Origin of the sequence: Neobacillus drentensis, assembly GCF_036965645.1 — a bacterium.
Classification (GTDB): Bacteria; Bacillota; Bacilli; order Bacillales; family Cytobacillaceae; genus Neobacillus; species Neobacillus drentensis_D.
Window position 1 is genome coordinate 1 of the sequence record NZ_JBALPZ010000105.1, and the last position, 19,323, is coordinate 19,323.

The following is a 19,323-nucleotide window of genomic DNA, read 5'->3' on the forward strand; positions in this document are numbered from 1 at the left end:
CAAAGAGAAACCCGGTGCTGGCTGTCCGAATGAGGCCGAAATTTCAGACAAATATTAATATACTATAAAGAGAAGAGGGAAGTGGGACCTACATGCAAAAAGAAAAACGTTACAGTGAAATGACTGAATTTGAACTGCGGCAGGAAATAGCAGAACTTAAGGAAAAGGCAAGAAAGGCTGAGCAAATGGGAATGGTGAATGAATTTGCTGTCCTAGAAAGAAAAGTACAAATGGCGCGCGCTTATATGATGGACCCAGATTCATTTAAGCCAGGAGAAATTTATCAAATTGAAGGGGACCCTGGACAATATTTTAAAATTGATTATATGAATGGTGTGTTTGCCTGGGGCTTCCGCTTAAAAGGTGACGGTAAAGAGGAAGCACTGCCGATCTCGGTATTAACACGGTTAACATAAATGGACAAACCAGAGGTATGACTCTGGTTTGTCTGTAGTACTATGAGAAGTTGGTAAGCTACAGTGCTGATTAATGGTGCTGTAGCTCTTTATTTCCAGACTGCTTGTGGTGATTCATCATCACGCTCACCAGAAGCCCGCATACGTTCTTGCGGATGTGTATTGATGCTGCCGTCAGCTCTTGTGGAAGCATACTCTGCTTTAGCTCGTGGTTCTCCCTCAAGTTTGTTATTATTCTGATTTGGGAAATTAGTGGCCTTATTTCTCATGCTTTACCTCCAGTTAGGGAATGAGTAAAACGTGAAAAGCATCATATCCAAAGTGCTAACCACGTACCGTTAGTATGGACTTATTGATTGACGGTTATTTTAAAAGAAAATGGTAATGAGGTGTTGTGGATGAATGAAAACCAGGAAAGATTGATTAAGATGTTAATGGAAAAAAACGGACAACTCAGCTATGAACAAGCTCGTACATGGGTGGAGTTATTATGGGATGACTTTGAAACCTCCTATGCCAAAGCTGGCTGGGAATACAAGGGCAGTGAAATGGCTGAAAAAATTGTTACACAGTGGATTAAAAATTATGGCGGTAATCTTCATGAGTTTGTAGCAACCAATCCAAAATATAAAAAATTCCTGATTCAATAAGAAAGAAGGGCTTCCTAAGTCAGCCCTTCTTAACTGGGGATAATACTCAACTTCTTCCGTAATTTCTTCTCACTGAACACCCAGCCGGTATAAGAACTAATAGGCTGAAGGTCGCGATCCAATTGAACAACCGCCACAAATGGGTAATGCCCATTGCTTCGATAACGTAAGTCAATAAAGCGGACCTCATAAAAATCAGTATATTCATCCACTTCCCATCGGTAAACCGGAGAGAATGAAAGAAAAGCTGACAGGTTGTTATCCTTTTTAGCCGCTTCGATGACAGGTGTCTTTGGAACAGGAATCCGGATAAACCGATCTAAGATTTCAACCTGATTATTAACGGATTTCCCTACAAAAAATTGCTCCTTATTCATCGCGGCAATTCTCCATTGATGAAACCTCATGGTTGGTGCAATAATCACTTCTGTAGCATCCGGAATGAGTTTTTTTACTTCCTTCAACACACTATTCTTCGCTAAATATCTCCGAACATAATAGAGGATGATGACAGCATACATAACTAAAAAGGTAACTCCCGGCTTTGCCCCAAGCATCCAAATAAATATGCCGATAATATGAATAGTGAAAATAATTGGATCAAACGTATTAATGACTCCAAGCGCTACCCATTTAGAAGAGAAGGGTCTTAGCGCCTGTGTCCCATAGGCATTGAAAATGTCCACAAAAACATGAATAAACACTGCAGCGAAAGTCCAAGCCCATAAATGCAAAAGGTTTGCACCTAAGAAAAACGGATAAATCACCGCTATTATAAGGAGTGGCCATAAAATGACAGCGGGAATGGAATGGGTCACTCCACGATGATTTCGGATATATATCGCATTATTTCTAAGTTTTAATACAGTGTCAATATCTGGGATTTGTGAGCCTGCAATCGTTCCAATTAATACACTTACCGCGGTAGCATGACTGCCAGCCACTACCGGATCCAGCGTTGCAAGACCGCCTAAAGCAATACCCATTACCACATGAGTTCCAGTATCCAAAAGGAAATTCCCCCTTTAATAATATTCTTGTCAAAAAAGATAAATTAGCTTATGGTAAATGAATGGACGTATAAAAGGTCCAGATCAACGCATTTGCGCTTTTATTATTATTTTCCCTTTTTTCGTGGTGTTTAACAACCTGGAGGAACAAAAGTTATGATTATTGAACATGAAAATTCTGAAAGAATCAATATAAATGCATTTCAAGATGATTTAATTTCCTGGTTTAAAAGAGAACAACGTGACCTGCCCTGGCGGAAGGACCAGGACCCTTACAAGGTGTGGGTTTCAGAAATTATGCTTCAGCAGACAAGAGTGGATACGGTCATCCCTTATTTTAATCGATTTATTGAATGGTTTCCGACAATTGATGTCTTGGCTGAGGCTGATGAAGATAAGGTGCTTAAAGCTTGGGAAGGTCTTGGCTATTATTCTCGCGTGAGAAATCTTCAATCCGCTGTGAAGGAAGTTAAAGAGAAATATAACGGAGAAGTGCCGAATTCACCGAAGGAAATCTCTGAACTAAAGGGAGTAGGACCTTATACGGCAGGGGCTATTTTAAGTATCGCCTATGGCATACCAGAGCCTGCTGTAGATGGAAATGTAATGAGGGTACTATCCCGAATACTATCGATCTGGGATGATATTGCTAAACCATCTTCCAGGAAAATTTTTGAACAAGCAGTTCGTAATTTAATTTCACATGAAGATCCATCGGCATTTAATCAAGCCTTAATGGAGCTGGGTGCTTTAATATGCACACCTACATCGCCTTCGTGCTTATTATGCCCTGTACGAGAGCACTGTCAGGCCTTTTTCGAGGGCGTCCAAGAAGAGTTGCCTGTTAAAACCAAAAAAACGAAAACAAGGAATGTTAACCTTGCTGCTGCGGTCCTTTCAAACTCAGAAGGAAAAATACTGATCCACAAGCGTCCAGCAAGTGGGTTGCTTGCGAATTTATGGGAATTCCCAAATGTTGAGCTGCACCACAACTTACAAAATGAACGTGATCAAGTTGTTAACCTTTTTAAACAAGAACTGCAGTTAGATACAAATTTAGGGAAAATTATTGGTCAAATTGATCATGTATTCTCGCATTTGGTATGGAACATAAAGGTTTATACTGGAACACTGTTCGCCGATTTTCAGGAAAGGGAGGATTGGAAGCTTGTCTCCTTTGATGAAATGGAGGAGTACGCTTTTCCAGTATCCTATCAAAAAATCTACCAAATGTATAAAAAATCCCTTGAGGAATAAACGCCTATTAGCGTTTATTCCTTTTTTTAAATTATATTAATCATAAACTGTTTTGGTTCCATGCGTATAATCCGCCTCTTGACGTTTCATCCCGCCGCGTTGTTCAATTTCTTCAATAATCTCTCGATGAATCGTTTGACCCTCACTATTTAGATACGGGGCAATTTGTTGAAACGAGTGATGAAAAAAGGCTAATTCACTATCCTTCCAATTGGTTTTCGCCATCATTGAAAGCTCTGTCATATCCCGTCCTACGTACATATCCTTGAACTCCCCCTAACTTGTATTTGTTTTTAGTGTTTTATATTCATTGTCTTCTATTCATGGAAAAGATAAAATGAATAGAAAAGTGAAGCTTTCGTGGGTTTCGAAAACATATTACATAGAAGGGAATTAGAATTATGACACAAAAAGTGGCACTCATTACAGGAAGCAGTAGAGGGATTGGCAAGGTAACGGCCCTTCGCTTAGCAGAAGCAGGCTATGATATAGTAATTAACTATGCTCGTAGTAAAAAGTCAGCCCTTGAGGTTGCAGAACAGATTGAAGGCATGGGCAGGAGAGTATTGGTAGTAAAGGCCAATGTAGGAGATGTAGCTAAAATAAAGGATATGTTTGCTCAAATCGACCAAGAATTTGGGCGCTTGGATATCTTTGTTAATAATGCGGCTTCTGGAGTACAACGTCCAGTAATGGAATTAGAAGAGTCGCATTGGGATTGGACGTTAAATATCAACAGTAAAGCTCTTTTATTTTGTGCACAAGAAGCTGCAAAACTAATGGAAAGAAACGGTGGCGGGAAAATCGTCAGCATCAGTTCTCTTGGCTCCATTCGTTATTTAGAAAATTATACGGTTGTAGGTGTTTCTAAAGCAGCACTTGAAGCGTTGACGAGATATTTAGCAGTCGAGTTAGCACAAAAAAATATCATTGTTAATGCTGTTTCTGGCGGGGCAGTGGATACTGAGGCATTAAAGCATTTTCCTAACAGGGAAGAACTTTTGCAAGAGGCGAGGGAAAAAACCCCAGCGGGACGAATGGTGGAAATAGATGACATCGTTAATAGTGTCATGTTCCTTTTATCAGACGAATCCAGCATGATCAGAGGACAAACAATTATTGTTGATGGCGGAATTTCTTTACTCGTTTAAATTATTTTTAAATAATTTTTTTGGATATTCTCCACGAAGCCGGGACATATTAATTTCGTGGAGGTGATATCAATGGCAAACTTCAATCAACAGCCAAACAAAACTTCAGCAGGAACTAACATCCAGGAAGTAAGACAACAAAACGCTCAATCAACTGGTGCTGGTGCTGCAGGTTCATTTGGAACTGAATTCGCAAGTGAAACTAATGCTGCAGAAGTAAGAAAGCAAAATGCTCAATCTGCTGGTTCTGCAGGAGCAAGCGCTACTGGAGCAGCTGCTGGTTCATTTGGAACTGAATTCGCAAGCGAAACTAACGCTCAAGAAGTAAGACAACAAAATCAACAATCTCAAGCTCGTAAGAACCAAGGCAGCGGTCAATTCGGCCAAAGCTAATAAGAATACTTATTAAGAAGGCACTCTTCATTCGTAAGAGTGTCTTCTTTCCTGTTTTCAAGGCGCTTCCGCTTTTCTGTTTGTCTAGCTCCAGCGCCTAGGGGCTCGGGGTCATAAGCCAATCCGTCAGAAAGGCTAAAGAGCAGCCTTTCCGCCGGCCCGTCTTATGCCTGTCGCCCCTAGGAAAAAATGAACTACTTTTTCCCTAATCAAGGCGCTTCCGCTTTTCTGTGTTCGACAAAACTTCTCTTATGTCTACAGAAAAAGTCAAAGGGAAAATGCTGTTGTTCAAGAATACATATAGTAGCTTAAAAAAGGCGGTGAGGGAAATGGATCACTTTAACCGATTAGTTTCCGAACAAATGGTAACAATGGAGAAATTACTATATTTGCAATCAGAACTTGAGAGATGCCAACAAATTGAAGAAGAACTTCAGACATTACAAAATGAGACTAATCTGGAAAGCATTCAAAACGATATTCAGACTATGAAAAGTGAGCTTAAAGAAATACAGCTAATTTTTGAGAAGCAAACAGAAGAGGTCATTAACTCCTACCGGGAAATGAATTTAACCCCTTCTTTGTAAATTTGGATCAAAAAAAAAGGTAAAAATACACAATTTTTTACAAAGAGCCAGTGATTTCTGGCTCTTTTGTTTTAAATTCTTGTGTTAACCGTTATAATAATAAAAAATAGGAATTTCACTTTGTTACCTTTTGTCGTTATTTAAGTATATGAAATAGGTTTCAAAGCGTTCAGAAATGAAGGTAGGGGAGAAAATGGTCGTACCCATCGAAGGTGAACCAATGCAAATACATAGCTATAAACACAATGGGCACATCCATCGCGTCTGGGAAGAAACAACTGTTTTAAAAGGGTCGCAGAATTTGGTGATTGGCGGAAATGATCGGACACTTGTAACAGAGTCAGATGGGAGAACATGGATTACAAGAGAACCGGCAATTTGTTATTTCCACTCACAATACTGGTTCAACGTAATTGGAATGATCCGCGAAGACGGTATTTACTATTACTGCAATATTAGTTCACCGTTTATTTTCGATGGTGAAGCACTTAAGTATATTGATTATGATCTTGATATCAAAGTGTACCCGGATATGACCTTTAACTTACTAGACGAGGATGAGTATGAACGGCATCGTCGTGAGATGAACTATCCCGATGTCATTGATAAAATTTTAAAGAGAAATGTTGATAAACTAATTCAATGGATTCGTCAGCGTAACGGTCCTTTTGCGCCAGATTTTATCGATATTTGGTATGAACGTTATTTAACTTACAGACGTTAAATATGCTTCAGCTGATAAAGAACCTGTTCTCGGAGAGTAACAGGTTCTTGTCTGTTTATACATTTTAAAAGGAGGAGGGGATTGCTTGAACAGTATTCGCAGATATTTGCAATTTGTGAAACCGTATCGTTTACAAATTTTATGGACGATTTTCATTGGGATCATTAAATTTTCTATACCACTGATTATACCTATGCTGATAAAGTATGTGGTGGATGATATTGTTGGGAATCATGGCTTGTCCCATGACGAAAAGGTACATAAACTTATGCTGATTATGGGGGCTATGGTGGTTGTTTTTGTCATTCTAAGACCGCCGATTGAATATTACCGACAGTATTTCGCTCAATGGACCTCGAGCCAAATTCTATATGATATACGTGATCAGATGTATACCCATATTCAAAAGCTTAGCTTTCGTTATTTTTCGAATAACCGTGCTGGAGAAATCATTTCCCGTGTCATTAATGATGTTGAGCAGACAAAGACGTTTGTTATTTCTGGATTAATGAATCTTTGGCTTGATATTGCTACGATCGTAATTGCTATTATTNNATGTTAAATTAACCGTTGTATCAATATTATTATTTCCACTATATGCCTTTTCGGTTCGGTACTTTTTTGGAAAACTTCGAATATTAACAAGGAATCGTTCACAGGCCTTAGCCGAAGTGCAGAGTTATTTGCATGAAAGAGTGCAGGGCATGCCAGTGATTAAAAGCTTTGCAATAGAGAAGTTTGAACAGACTCAGTTTGATAAGCAAAATAAAAATTTTTTAGAAAAAGCCTTGCAGCATACAAGCTGGAACGCTAAGTCATTTGCAGCTGTTAATACAATTACGGATATCGCGCCGCTAATTGTAATTGGATACTCAGCTTACCTAGTGATTGAGCATCAATTGACACTAGGAACAATGGTCGCTTTTTTTGCCTATATTGATAAACTATATAATCCCTTAAGAAGACTTGTGAATTCATCGACGACCATTACACAATCATTTGCTTCAATGGACCGGGTATTTGAATTTTTAGACGAGAAATATGACATTGTGGATAAGGGAAATGCCCGAGACTGCAGTGAGGTACATGGAGATCTATCATTTGAACATGTTTTCTTTTCTTATGATCGAGCGGAAGAAATGGTATTAAAAGACATTCATTTAAATGTGAAGAAGGGTGAAACAATCGCACTTGTCGGGATGAGCGGAGGAGGAAAGTCAACCCTTGTTAGTCTCATACCTCGTTTCTATGATGTTACACAAGGGAAAATTACTTTAGATGGTGTGGATATCCGTGAATTTAAAGTTCAAACTCTTAGAGACAAAATAGGTGTTGTTTTTCAAGATAATATCTTATTTAGTGAATCTGTTAAAGATAACATTTTGTTAGGGAAACCTAATGCAACAGATGAGGAAGTGTTCCATGCAGCCAAAGCAGCAAACGCGCATGAGTTTATCTTAAACCTGGCGGAGGGATACAACACCAAGGTTGGGGAGCGGGGAGTAAAACTATCTGGCGGTCAAAAGCAGCGCGTTGCAATTGCCAGGGTATTCTTAAAAAATCCCCCTATTTTAATCTTGGATGAAGCGACTTCTGCTTTAGACCTAGAAAGTGAACATCTCATACAGGAATCACTAGAGGAGCTGGCAAAAGATAGAACAACCTTTATTGTCGCTCATCGCTTATCGACCATTACCCATGCTAACCGAATTGTGCTAATCGAACATGGTCAAATTGTTGAGATTGGGTCACATGAAGAACTGATGGCTAAACAAGGAAATTATTATAAGTTATTTCAGGTCCAGCAGCTTGAAAGTAAGAATGAGCAGGTATCTATTTAGGGATACAAACAGAAAAGAACCCGAGCAGGTTGATGCTCCGGTTCTTTTCTGTTTATTCATGTTTTTCTTCGACCGATACCTCATTATGATGATAGGAATGAAAACTGGTTATTAAGGTATCAAGATGTTCGACTTGTTCTCCGTAATCAATAATGGTTGCGATAATTTGCATGGAATGATATAAATGCGGGTTATCATGATCGTCATTTTCTCTAACATGTTTTAGATAAAAATCGAACAGCTCTTTTTTATTAATGTAATTAGTTTCTTTGTCACCTGAGGACGGAGTGGGCACTTTTCTAATAAAGCGGAGCAAAACCTGTTCATGATGATAGATTAAGCTGTCTAATTGGTCTTGGATGGACTGTTTAAAGCTTTCAGGAAGCTGTAAAAGTTCGTTTTCAAAGCGATGGAGCCTTTTTAAAGTATCCAAAGCTTTTTTAGCTGTTATATTTAATTGACGATAAATAACCAGTTTTCGAGACTTTTCAAGTTTCACTCTTTTAAAATAACTGCGTTCCTCTTTATACATCGTATACAACTGCTCCATTGACTGGATGCTCTCTTTAAATGTCCGAATATCTGCTTTAAGTAAATGGTGATCATAGTCATGTCTGGTGCTTAAGCGAATCCACTTAATGATTTCTTCTGTTGTATTTACGATTTTAAAGTAAAGTTTGTTTTCATACTTTGGCGGCATAAAGATGAGATTGACCAAAAATGCGGAGAATACCCCAATCATGATGGTCGAGAAGCGAATACCTGCAAACTGAATAAAATTACCGCTTTGCGTCTCCATGATTGAAATTAAGGTTACGAGTGATAATCCAATTGTATTCTCTAGTTTAAGCTTAAGATTTAAAAGAATAACAATTATGGCGGCCAATCCGATGACAATAATGTGATTTCCTAAAAGGAGAACAAAAATGACCGCCAATAATGCCCCAATTATATTTCCTTGAATTTGTTCAATAATGGTCAAATAAGAGCGGTATATGGTCGGCTGAATCGCAAAGATTGCTGCAATCCCGGCAAAGACAGGGGAGGGTGAATGCAGCAGCTGGCCAATAAAAAGGGATAATGCAATGGCTATTCCCGTTTTTAAAATGCGGGCACCTAACTTCATTTAATTAATTTCCTTTCAAATGTTCGTTGTCTTTTCAATGAATAACAAATATGTACTATACAATGTTTACCCCATTTTATCAAGAGGTATTATATCAATTTATATATTCAGTTTATCATAAAAAAATGTAAAAAAACGCCCGCTCGTAATGGCGGACGTTTTTTTACATATATAAATCATTCTGTTGATACAGATGGATCTGCCTGCTCTTTAACAGGAAGGATTTGTACAAAGTGATTTTCCAGATTTACTAAAAGGGCTTTAAGATCATTTGCTTCTTCAGATTGACCGTTTTGTGCTAACAGATCAGTATATTGACTTAAAAGTTCATTGATATCCTTTTTACCTTTTTCGTCTACATTTACTACCGAAACTTTGGCACCTTTTGCCACACGTCGCTGAATCGCCTCTTTAGTTAGACCCATTTCAGGCTGATGACGGACATAAATCACACCACCGGTCATACCTGCACAGATCCATGGACCTGGGTCACCAAGTACAAGGCCGCGGCCATTTGTCATATATTCAAAGGCAAAACCTTTGATATTTGCATTTGCTCCGATATTTCCAGTTTCTTTCTCAGGGATAGGCTTCTTCACGCCGCCGCCAATAATTAAATCAGCGCCAGAGAGACGGATTCCTGCACGTGCATCAGCGTTTCCTTGAGCAACCAGGAGACCTTTTTGAGCACCGTAACCAAAACCTTTACCAACTGAGCCATTGAGATAACGGCCATTTTTACCTTTAGACTTCAGAACATGAATATTACCGCCAAAGGAAGTCTTTCCGACTCCGTCTTGTCCGCCGCCATTAACAGTAATTTCAATTCCTTCACTGTTATAGGCTCCTAAACCGTTACCAGGGATAGAACCTTCCTTATATTTGAGCTGAACAGGAGCCAGCTGTTTATAGGAACCATCTAGTCTGCCGCGGACACGATGGCAGGATACCCTGCTTCCTAATACTCTTTGTTCAGATGTTACACTTAAGAACTCGCGTGAAGAATGAAGCTGATCTACACTCGCATCAAGATATTCTGCACCCGCAGCCACCTGCATTTGAACTTCATCCATAGATTTTGAAGCTTCTACTTTAGCAAATTGGCTAATTTCAAGAGGTTTTAACAAGTGAGAAAGGCTGAGTTGATTTTCTCCCTTAATCTGCTCAAGTAGTTCAGAATGACCTACTGCATCTTGTAGATTTTTAATTCCCAATGAAGCAGCAAGTGCTTTTAATTCAGTTCCAAATGCGGTAAATAGATTCATAATTCCTTGTACTGCTAAATCCAATTGTCTTGGAACAAAACGACGCAGGCCGTGTTCTTTGGCTTGTGCCTCTGATTCAATTTGGGTTGCAATCCCAACATGACAAGTATCCAAATGACAACCGCGGCATGTTGTACAACCAATTGATAGCATTGCTAATGTACCGAAACCAACACGGTTAGCACCTAGAAGCATAATCTTGATAACATCCATGGCGCTCTTCATACCGCCGTCTGCCCAGATTTCTACTTTATGGCGAAGACCGCTTTCTAATAGAGCATTGTGAGCTGCTTTTACCCCGATTTCAACAGGTAAGCCAACATATTGAAGAGCATGGATTCTAGCCGCACCTGTACCGCCATCAAAGCCGCTTAGTGTGATAATATCAGCACCAGCTTTTGCAATACCCACAGCGATTGTACCGATATTTGGTACAACAGGTACTTTAACCGCAATTTTAGCTTGGTCGTTGGCTGTTTTTAATTCTAAAATCATTTGTGCCAAATCTTCAATTGAATAGATATCATGGTTATTTGATGGTGAAATCAAATCAGAACCAAGTGTAGCGTTACGAGCGGCTGCAACCTTTGCTGTAACCTTTGATCCTGGTAAGTGACCGCCTTCACCAGGCTTTGCCCCTTGACCAATCTTAATTTCTAATAGGTTTGAAGAGTTTAATAGTTCGGCATTTACCCCGAAACGGCCGGAAGCGATTTGCTGTCCTCTTGTTTTTGGATATTTACCAAGCATATCTTTAATTTCTCCGCCCTCACCATTTAAACTTACCATGTTCAAACGATCAGCACCTTCGGCATAAGCTCTGAAGGCAATTTCATTTTGGGAGCCAAATGACATCGAAGAAATTAAGAATGGTAAGTCATGTTCCCCAACACGAAGATCCACTTCTTCTGGTGATACTTGTCTGTTGCTCTTTTTAAGAGATACCAGATGGCGAATAGTAGTCGGGTTTTGTTCTTCCTGCTCGGTGATTTTATCACGGTAAGCGTTATAATCACCGGTAGAAGCGACTTCACCAATTGCCTTCCAAATACGTGGGAAGAGGTGGAACGTTTTGCCAACTCTTTCCTTATCATTCTGGTAATCTTCTGCTCTTTTAAGAGACTCTTGCTTCATTGCTTCGAAATCCATCTTGATTTCATTTGAACCAAAGAAGTTTACAATATTTAATACTTTGGCAACTTCCTCATGTAACCCAATGCTGGAGTACAGTCTGCCATATCCGCGAAGCTCGTGAATTCCGATTGTAGAAATTACCTTTTCTAATCCTTTTGTTAAAGCACTATATAAGTTTGTTAACGGCTTAGTTGTTTCATCTTGAACGGTTAAGAACATGTAATAAGGGCTAATCAAATCTGCTCCTAAACCGAAAACTGTAATAACATCATGAAGCGAACGAATGGCTGCTGAACGTAATAGTAAAGAACATTCTCTTCTTAATTCAGCTTTTACTAATGCCTGATCAATCGCAGATGTTGCTAAATGTGGATCAATCCAGTAAGAATCTTCTTGGTGTGCTTTTGCATCATCAAGGATCAGCAGCGTTTTACCTGCTTGAACAGCTTGAACAGCTTCTTTTGCCAGTCTTTCTAAGGCTTCATCCAAATTTTCGCTGCTTGCAAACGTTGTAGAGATAAAGGCAGCTAATTTAAGCTCTTGGAAATGTTGGACTACCTGATCAAAACTAGGCTGTCCTACCGCTTCTGCACATAAGAATCCAGCTTTTCCTTCTAATAAAAGAGGAGTAGTTAGCTCAATAACTGCATTTGCCTTTTCAGCAGCAAATAAGACTGGACGTTTACCGACGATTACACGTGTAGAGAAATGCTCTGTTTCACGATCACGGTCAATGGCAGGGTTCGTTACAACGGCAACACTTTCTTTAATGTAGTCAGCGATGTTCACTCGCTCTGGATTTAGAGCGGCAAGAGGGGCGTCATGTCCTAATGAACGAATCGGCTCGACACCTTTTTCGGCCATTTGTTCAATTAGCTGGATATGATCACGTTCCCAGCCGAATGCCTTATATTGTCCGTTATGGATTTTATCTGGATAACTCATTGTAACAGTTTTATTAAATGTTGGAGGCTGAAGCCTTACTCTTGATTCACTTAAGCTTAAGCGATCATTGAAACGGCTGTAAACTTCGTTTTGGTAACGGCTATGCTCGAAAACCTCTAATGTATCACCGTTCCATTTAAAACCAACCTTCTCACCAGGTGCTAATGGCTTTGGATCATTTACATATTCACTTGAAGGAATAATTCCCGGCTCAGAAGAGAAGAGATAAGAGCTTTCAGTTTCAAGCATCCATAGTGGACGTAATCCTAAAGCATCTACACTAAATACTGCCTCATCACCATAGCGGGAGATAATACCTGCTGGTCCTTGTGCAAAATGTCCCCATGCTTCACGAAGATACGTATATAAATCCTGAAGATGTTCAGGATAAGCTTTGATTTCATTTACGATTGGAGGAAACAATAAATCCATTGTTTCAAATAAAGAGTAACCGTCACGGCAGATTAATGTTTCCATTGTACGGCTTAAATCCTGGGAATCACTTCCGTCTTTAACTAACGGAACCCCAATCATTCTTGCTTCGTCACGAAGCTTAGCAATAGTGTTAATTTCTCCATTGTGACCTAGAACACTAAATGGCTGAACCCGGAAAAAGCTTGATAACGTGTTTGTAGAATAACGATTATGGCCAAGAGTCATAGTTGAAGCGACAAGTGGATTCGCTAAGTCATGATAGTAGCGAGGCAAAATATCCCCCGCACCCATTACTTTATAAACTACATGATTTTGACTAAGTGATGCCACGTGAACGTGTTCGTTAATCTCAAAATCGATAAGGGCGTCAAAGAGACTCTTTGTAAGTTCCTTACCTTTCTTTTTAGAAACACAGGCAAATTGCCAAAACACTGGGTTTTCCTGGATAGCTATTGGACCTAGGGCTGAAGAGTCTGTCACTTCATCTGTCTCAAAAACTAAGGTAAGCTCGTATTTTTCTAGCTTTTTTTGTAGTTCTTGTTTGGTAGACTCCCAGTTTACCTTTTGGCTGACAAACACATGACCAACAGCAAAATCCTCTTGATCTGCAAGGTTTGCATCAATGCCGGCAGCAGTTAGTTTTTCTTTCCAAAGCTTCGTTGGAATATCCATATGGATCCCAACACCATCACCTTCGCCATTAATAAAACCAGCGCGGTGGTTCATGGTAACAAGAGCCTCTATACAGTCAAAAATATTTTTTCTAGTCGGGATTTTACTTTTTTCAAGACATGCTACAATTCCACAGGCATCGTGTTCTTGCTTATGGAAATCTTTAAATAGGGAAGGGGTCCAGTTTTGTGACATTATACTTGGCTTTATCGGTTTACCGTTAAAGCCATTTCACCTCCTATGATACTATTGATTTATAAATCTACTTTTGCAGTAATGAATTGTATACCTCTTTATGAGAAAAAAAGTTAAAGATAAGAAAAGAAATAATAAGCTAATATTATCACAAGAATTTTCAGAAATCAAATAAACATACATTATTTTGGATAAAAAAGTGTACTAAAATATATTCAATTTCAGGAAAAAACAGGTTAGTGTAACCGTTTTCATTTGCGTTTTAAAAATAAAAGGGAGTAATTTCCACTCCCTTTATTGCATAAAATATGCATAATTATTCGGCTCTTAGTGAAGAAAATGCATTTCTTACCGCGTGTAATGTCGCTTCAATGTCTTCTTCTGTATGGGCAATGGTTAGAAACCAAGCTTCATATTTTGACGGGGCAAGATTAATTCCTTGGTGAAGCATAAGTTTGAAAAACTTAGCAAACATTTGACTATCGGTATTTTCTGCCTGCTCATAGTTTTCTATTTTTTCATTCGTGAAATAAACGGTTAGAGCACCCTTTAAACGGTTAATGGTTATTTCAATACCATTCTCCTTCGCAGCTTCCAAAATTCCCTCTTCAAGCATAGCTCCTAGTTGATCTAAGTACTCATAAATTCCCTCTTGCTTTAGCACTTCAAGGCAGGCAATTCCTGAAAGCATCGAGGCAGGGTTCCCGGCCATCGTCCCCGCTTGGTAGGCAGTTCCGAGCGGTGCCACTTTCTCCATAATTTCTTTACGTCCGCCGTATGCTCCAATTGGAAGACCGCCGCCGATAATTTTTCCTAATGCTGTTAAATCAGGCTGCACTCCTAATAAATCCTGAGCTCCTCCATACATAAAACGAAAGGCTGTTATGACTTCATCATAGATTACAAGCGCTCCAGCTTCATGGGTGAGGTCATTCACTTGTTGAAGGAAACCCGGTTTTGGTTCAACTATTCCGAAGTTTCCAACGATTGGTTCGACTAATACTGCGGCGACCTGATCGCCCCATTTTTCTAATGCTTGTTTAAACGGTTCGATATCATTGAATGGAACCGTGATGACTTCTTGGGCAATGCTTTTTGGCACACCTGCCGAATCCGGTGTCCCTAGTGTGGATGGACCAGAACCGGCTGCAACAAGAACAAGGTCCGAATGCCCATGATAACAGCCTGCAAATTTAATAATCTTATCACGTCCAGTATGAGCACGGGCAACACGAATGGTAGACATTACTGCTTCTGTCCCGGAGTTGACAAAACGAACTTTATCTAGAGATGGGATAGCTTCCTTTAACATTTTCGCGAATTTTACCTCATGCGGGGTTGGAGTACCATAGAGCACTCCGGTCTCAGCGGCGCGCTTAATGGCTTCTGTAATATGTGGGTGAGCATGACCTGTAATTATGGGACCATAAGCGGCCAGATAATCAATATATTGATTGCCGTCAACGTCCCAAAAATAAGCGCCTTGACCTCGTTCCATGACCACTGGGGAACCTCCGCCAACTGCCTTGTAAGACCTTGAAGGGCTGTTAACTCCGCCTACAATGTGTTCTAATGCTTCATTATGTAATCTTTCTGAATTTGAAAATTGCACAATCTTTCCTCCTTCAATGACGTATCTCTCTATTTTATCACTTTTTAGGGTGAGTTCTATCTGTTTTATATTTTAGAAAATTTGTTGAAATAAAGGATTGTTGTTTTATCATTATTATTTGGCTAAACTAATTCTCTAGGGCAATGGATCAGGAGGACGGAAAAAATGGAAAATGTAATTCATGTTAAAAATTTACGAAAAGAGTTTAAAGCCTATTCTAGCCGTACCGGTTTAAAGGGCGCATTTCGGGATTTATTTACCCGTAACTATAAAGTTTTACCTGCTGTGAATGATATTAATTTTTCAGTCAAAAGAGGCGAAATGGTAGGCTACATTGGCGAAAATGGGGCGGGTAAATCGACCACTATTAAAATGCTGACGGGGATCTTAACCCCGACATCCGGTGAAATCGTTGTTAACGGGATGAATCCCCATAAGGAACGGGAACGATTTGTGCAGACAATTGGGGTTGTTTTTGGGCAGCGTTCGCAATTATGGTGGGATATTGCCGTTCAGGAGTCATTCCGATTGTTAAAAAAAGTTTATAAAGTATCTGACGAAGAGTACGACCAGCATATGAGCCATGTCATTAAGACATTGGATATTGAACCACTTTTAGACAAGCCAGTAAGAAAGTTATCACTCGGTCAAAGAATGCGCTGTGAACTCGCTGCTGCTTTAATTCACAACCCTCCATTGCTTTTCTTAGATGAACCAACCATCGGTTTAGATGTCCTGGTAAAGTTAAAAATTCGGGAGTTCTTGAAAGAAATTAATGAAAAATATAACACTACGATTCTACTGACCACACATGACCTCTCGGATATTGAGGCATTGTGCGAGCGTGTTGTAATGCTGGATGAAGGCAACATCATTTATGATGGAGGATTAAGGGAGTTAAAGGAAAAATGGGGTGACCAGAAAGAATTGCAATTCCAATTTCTTGAGGCAGTCGATATTCCTGCAGTAAAAAAAATAACAAGCGGACTTCCGGTGGTGTGGGAGGTAGATGATAAAGACCAGATTTTTACTGCGACTGTAGAGGATCGTGATGAATTAATTTCACAGGTTATCGCCCAAGTCGTTGCGGCATTCAAAATTAAAGATGTAAAAATAAATGAAACTTCGACAGAAGAAATTATTCGAAATATCTATGAAAAGGGTGCTGTGGAAGTTGGATAAATATTTAGAAATGATTAGAATTCGTTTTTTAATGATGCTGGCATACCGGACTGATTATTATACAGGCATTCTCATTTATAGTATTAATATTGGTGCTTATTATTTTCTATGGACGGCTATTTACGGTGGAAAAGAACAGATCCAAGGACTTTCGGTTGTCCAAATGACTACCTATGTAGCGGTTTCTTGGATGGCAAGAGCCTTTTATTTTAATAATCTTGACCGCGAGATGGCTCAAGAGATTATGGAAGGGAAAGTCGCGATTGAATTAATCAGACCCTACAATTATTTAGGAATGAAAACGATGCAGGGCTTGGGGGAGGGGTTTTTTAGGCTGTTCTTCTTTTCAACGCCTGGACTTATTATCGTTTATTTTATTTTCCCGATTCAATTTACTTGGGATTTAAGTGTATGGGGGTTATTTGCAATATCTATTATGCTGAGCTTTTTTGTTAATACTGAGCTGAACTTATTAACGGGTATTACCACTTTCTTCTTATATAATAATTCTGGATTAATTCGTGCAAAGCGAGTGGTGATTGACTTGTTTTCAGGGCTTCTTCTGCCAATTAGTTTTTTTCCTGGATGGGCGCAATCTATAATGGGCTTTCTGCCTTTCCAAGGAATTAGTTATGTGCCAAGTATGATTTTCACCAAAGGGTTTTCGCATGATCAAGCGATAGCTGCTATTGGCCAGCAATTTATTTGGGTAATCATCTTAATGCTGCCAATTTATTTACTTTGGCATCTAGCAAAAAAACAGTTGATTATTCAAGGGGGGTAATCTGTGTTCTATTTTTCGATGTTTTTTCAATATTTATCACAGTATTTAAAAACGAGATTCCAATACCGCGCTGATGTGTTTGTTGAGTTTTTCTCCGACTTGCTCTCGCAAGCCATTAACCTTATTTTTATTTTAGTTGTATTTGGGCATACTCATTTACTGCACGGATGGAACAGGGATGAAATTATTTTTATCTATGGATTTTTCTTAGTCCCATTTGCGGTTTTTTCAGCCTTTTTTAATATTTGGGATTTTAACGAGCGGTACATTGTAAAGGGAGAATTGGACCGGATTTTAACGAGGCCCATTCACAGTCTATTTCAAATTATTCTGGAACGACTGGAGCTTGAATCATTGTTAGGGGCGATTACAGGGCTTGCCGTGATGTTCTATGCCGGCAGCAGGCTTCATTTAGACATAGATTGGTATGACCCGATTTTGTTTATAGTTTTTGTCGTTGGTGGAGCACTAGTATATGGCGGTATCTTTATTCTGCTTGCTTGTACTAGCTTTTGGGCGGATGCTAGGACATCGCTGATGCCGATGATGTATAATATCAGCAATTACGGCCGATACCCGGTAAATATCTATAATCAGTTGATTCGCTTTGTTTTAACTTGGATTTTACCGTTTGCTTTTGTGGGTGTGTACCCTGCAGCCTTTTTCCTTGAGAAACAGAAGTGGTACTGGTATTCATTTTTAACACCAGTGATAGGGGTTGTTTTCTTCGTTCTTTCAGTCATGCTTTGGAATCAAGGGGTAAAAAAATATCGAGGTGCAGGGAATTAAATTAAAAAGCAGACTCATATATTTATTAAAAGAAACCAGGCCAGCGCCTGGTTTTTGCTATTTAATCGTCCAAGCCTGCATAGGAATAGAGTAATGCGTATTCTAATAGGGGTGGTTTTTGTGTTCTATTTCTTACTCCCGGTGGTCATATTTTGTATTTTTATGAGTCTGCGAACGTTATTTATTCCTAACACGCTTAGAGGGAAATTTGCTTCGGTTGAGAATTTTTTATATTTAGGAGCTGTCTATTTAACAATCATCCTAGGCTTTGGCATGATCTACATTCTGTTTAATTTAATCGGTATGCCGCTTTTGCGTGAAGTAAATCATCCGCATCATAATATTTTTGAATCAAGTTTTTATTTTAGTGCAATGACGCTTTTTTCAGTAGGAAATGGTGATGTCCTTCCGCAAGGATTAGGGAGGATGGTTGCCGTTATTGAAGCATTAATTGGCTATACATTACCGGCAGCATTTGTTGCTAGAGTAGTGTTAAATAGTGAAAAGTAGCCTCATTGATAGTGATATAGTTGTGTTATTAAGTGAGTTTGGTTACGCTAAGAATAAATAGAAATACCAATTGGATCTTGAACAAATATTACTGAGCAAAGGATAGGTTAAAATGACAATTGAACTTGGAACACAAGCGCCTGATTTTGAATTAAGGGCAACAAATGGAAAAACCGTAAGCTTAGCAGATTTTAGAGGGGAAAATATTGTATTATATTTCTATCCGAAAGACATGACCCCAGGGTGCACCACACAGGCATGTGATTTTCGTGATTACCATCAAAGCTTTACAGAATTAGAATGCGTAATCTTAGGAGTCAGTCCAGACCCTCAAGAAAAGCATGAAAAATTTATTGAAAAATATAATCTGCCCTTCCTGCTCTTAGTTGATGAAGAACATAAAGTGTCAGAAATGTATGAGGTCTGGAAGCTAAAGAAAAACTTTGGAAAAGAGTATATGGGCATTGAACGGTCGACGTTTGTGATTGATAAGGAAGGTAAGCTGGTAAAAGAATGGCGCAAGGTAAAAGTACAAGGACATGTCGAAGAAGCCTTGCAGTATGTTAAAGAGAACTTAGTCTAATCCATTCAAAGTACAGCATTCTGACTAATGAAAAAGGATGAGTCTGATCTGACCCAATAAAG

General features: G+C 39.2%; 18 protein-coding genes and 1 pseudogene. 13 read left to right on the plus strand and 6 right to left on the minus strand.

The window, feature by feature from the left end; all coding sequences use genetic code 11:
- Positions 1-92 precede the first annotated feature (92 nt).
- Positions 93-416, plus strand: coding sequence for a YfhH family protein (locus tag V7266_RS19265; RefSeq protein WP_335470014.1), 324 nt, complete (start codon positions 93-95; stop codon positions 414-416).
- Between the two features lie 89 nt (positions 417-505).
- Here V7266_RS19265 and V7266_RS19270 read toward each other — a convergent pair whose 3' ends face one another.
- A complete protein-coding gene (locus tag V7266_RS19270; RefSeq protein ID WP_160725438.1) occupies positions 506-685 on the minus strand; it encodes a small, acid-soluble spore protein K in 180 nt (59 codons plus the stop codon).
- A gap of 129 nt (positions 686-814) precedes the next feature.
- Between V7266_RS19270 and V7266_RS19275 the strand changes: the two genes are divergently transcribed.
- Positions 815-1,066 carry a YfhJ family protein gene (locus V7266_RS19275; protein ID WP_335470017.1) on the plus strand — a complete coding sequence of 84 codons (252 nt, stop codon included), beginning with the start codon at positions 815-817 and terminating at the stop codon, positions 1,064-1,066.
- A gap of 29 nt (positions 1,067-1,095) precedes the next feature.
- Here the strand turns inward: V7266_RS19275 and V7266_RS19280 are convergent, their stop codons facing one another.
- Positions 1,096-2,076 (minus strand): metal-dependent hydrolase, encoded by a 981-nt coding sequence (locus V7266_RS19280; RefSeq protein WP_335470020.1) that lies wholly within the window; start codon positions 2,074-2,076, stop codon positions 1,096-1,098.
- Between the two features lie 156 nt (positions 2,077-2,232).
- Between V7266_RS19280 and mutY the strand changes: the two genes are divergently transcribed.
- Positions 2,233-3,333, plus strand: a complete 1,101-nt coding sequence (gene mutY / locus V7266_RS19285) for an A/G-specific adenine glycosylase (protein WP_335470022.1) — start codon at positions 2,233-2,235, stop codon at positions 3,331-3,333.
- Between the two features lie 36 nt (positions 3,334-3,369).
- Here mutY and V7266_RS19290 read toward each other — a convergent pair whose 3' ends face one another.
- On the minus strand, positions 3,370-3,594 hold the full coding sequence (locus V7266_RS19290) for a hypothetical protein (RefSeq protein ID WP_335470024.1): 225 nt from the start codon (positions 3,592-3,594) through the stop codon (positions 3,370-3,372).
- Positions 3,595-3,734: 140 nt separating this feature from the next.
- Here V7266_RS19290 and fabL point away from each other — a divergent pair, with 140 nt between their 5' ends.
- The 5 genes and pseudogenes from fabL to V7266_RS19315 all read left to right on the plus strand — a co-directional run bounded on the left by fabL (position 3,735) and on the right by V7266_RS19315 (position 8,029).
- A complete protein-coding gene (fabL, locus tag V7266_RS19295; protein ID WP_335470026.1) occupies positions 3,735-4,484 on the plus strand; it encodes an enoyl-[acyl-carrier-protein] reductase FabL in 750 nt (249 codons plus the stop codon).
- Positions 4,485-4,556: 72 nt separating this feature from the next.
- Positions 4,557-4,877, plus strand: coding sequence for a gamma-type small acid-soluble spore protein (locus V7266_RS19300; RefSeq protein WP_335470029.1), 321 nt, complete (start codon positions 4,557-4,559; stop codon positions 4,875-4,877).
- A gap of 329 nt (positions 4,878-5,206) precedes the next feature.
- On the plus strand, positions 5,207-5,464 hold the full coding sequence (locus tag V7266_RS19305; RefSeq protein WP_335470030.1) for a YgaB family protein: 258 nt from the start codon (positions 5,207-5,209) through the stop codon (positions 5,462-5,464).
- Positions 5,465-5,657: 193 nt separating this feature from the next.
- The gene (gene ntdP, locus V7266_RS19310) at positions 5,658-6,188 is read left to right on the plus strand and encodes a nucleoside tri-diphosphate phosphatase (protein ID WP_101647593.1); all 531 of its coding nucleotides are present in this window, start codon (positions 5,658-5,660) and stop codon (positions 6,186-6,188) included.
- 85 nt (positions 6,189-6,273) lie between these two features.
- Positions 6,274-8,029, plus strand: a pseudogene (locus V7266_RS19315) (ABC transporter ATP-binding protein).
- A 52-nt stretch (positions 8,030-8,081) separates the two neighbouring features.
- On the opposite strand, the gene V7266_RS19320 reads toward V7266_RS19315, so the two are convergent.
- From V7266_RS19320 to V7266_RS19330, 3 genes are all read right to left on the minus strand, one after another.
- Entirely contained in the window at positions 8,082-9,155 is a 1,074-nt protein-coding gene (locus V7266_RS19320; protein ID WP_335470032.1) for an FUSC family protein, read from the minus strand.
- Between the two features lie 176 nt (positions 9,156-9,331).
- Positions 9,332-13,801, minus strand: coding sequence for a glutamate synthase-related protein (locus V7266_RS19325; RefSeq protein ID WP_335470035.1), 4,470 nt, complete (start codon positions 13,799-13,801; stop codon positions 9,332-9,334).
- 316 nt (positions 13,802-14,117) lie between these two features.
- Positions 14,118-15,413: a glutamate-1-semialdehyde 2,1-aminomutase gene (locus V7266_RS19330; RefSeq protein WP_335470038.1), complete on the minus strand. Its 1,296-nt coding sequence runs from the start codon at positions 15,411-15,413 to the stop codon at positions 14,118-14,120.
- Positions 15,414-15,578: 165 nt separating this feature from the next.
- Here V7266_RS19330 and V7266_RS19335 point away from each other — a divergent pair, with 165 nt between their 5' ends.
- The 5 genes from V7266_RS19335 (at position 15,579) to bcp (ending at position 19,261) form a co-directional block, all read left to right on the plus strand.
- Positions 15,579-16,595, plus strand: a complete 1,017-nt coding sequence (locus tag V7266_RS19335; RefSeq protein WP_335470040.1) for an ABC transporter ATP-binding protein — start codon at positions 15,579-15,581, stop codon at positions 16,593-16,595.
- Positions 16,588-17,379 carry an ABC transporter permease gene (locus tag V7266_RS19340; protein ID WP_335470042.1) on the plus strand — a complete coding sequence of 264 codons (792 nt, stop codon included), beginning with the start codon at positions 16,588-16,590 and terminating at the stop codon, positions 17,377-17,379. Before V7266_RS19335 ends, V7266_RS19340 begins: the two co-directional genes overlap by 8 nt.
- Positions 17,380-17,382: 3 nt before the next feature.
- The gene (locus V7266_RS19345; protein WP_335470044.1) at positions 17,383-18,168 is read left to right on the plus strand and encodes an ABC transporter permease; all 786 of its coding nucleotides are present in this window, start codon (positions 17,383-17,385) and stop codon (positions 18,166-18,168) included.
- Between the two features lie 120 nt (positions 18,169-18,288).
- Positions 18,289-18,678, plus strand: coding sequence for a potassium channel family protein (locus tag V7266_RS19350; protein WP_255286546.1), 390 nt, complete (start codon positions 18,289-18,291; stop codon positions 18,676-18,678).
- Between the two features lie 112 nt (positions 18,679-18,790).
- On the plus strand, positions 18,791-19,261 hold the full coding sequence (gene bcp, locus V7266_RS19355; RefSeq protein WP_335470047.1) for a thioredoxin-dependent thiol peroxidase: 471 nt from the start codon (positions 18,791-18,793) through the stop codon (positions 19,259-19,261).
- Positions 19,262-19,323 lie beyond the last annotated feature (62 nt).